The sequence below is a fragment of the Lactobacillus sp. C449L genome (genome assembly GCF_059900815.1).
Map to the genome: position 1 here is coordinate 1 of NZ_JBWXGA010000142.1, position 478 is coordinate 478.

The following is a 478-nucleotide window of genomic DNA, read 5'->3' on the forward strand; positions in this document are numbered from 1 at the left end:
TCCCTAGCCCGACAAAGCCGATTGGAGCTTTCACGCCCATCTCAATCCTCTCGATTTCCGCCAGCACGCCTCGGCGGGACCTCGCGGGTCGCATGGCGAAGACCCCGGAGGGTCGGCAAAGTGGGCGCCGCTACGCCAGGCCGAGCTCACAGGCCTTGATCTGCAGCGCGAGGTACTTCGAGTAGATCCGGCATTGGGTCATGCTTCCGGCATTGAACCAGAGTCCGTCCTGCAGCGTGCGTTGCCACATGTTGCGCAGCTCTCGCCCGCTCCCGAAGCCCCATACCGGTCCGACGCGATCGGCCACCTCGTCTCCGAGGAACTCGCGGACGACGTCCTGCTGGTTCTTGAAGCCGGTTGCCGTGACGAGCAGATCCATCGGCCGGACGGTTCCGTCCCGCAGCCGGATGCCCTCCGGAACCAGGCGGTCGATCTCGCCGAATTGCAGCAACCCCACCTCGCCGCTCACGATGAGATC

Annotated in this window: 1 protein-coding gene; it reads right to left on the reverse strand. The window is 65.1% G+C overall.

Annotated elements, in window-relative coordinates:
* Positions 1–130 precede the first annotated feature (130 nt).
* On the reverse strand, positions 131–478 hold a 348-nt coding region (locus AC2JF9_RS08700), incomplete at its 5' end, for a hypothetical protein (protein ID WP_500726971.1).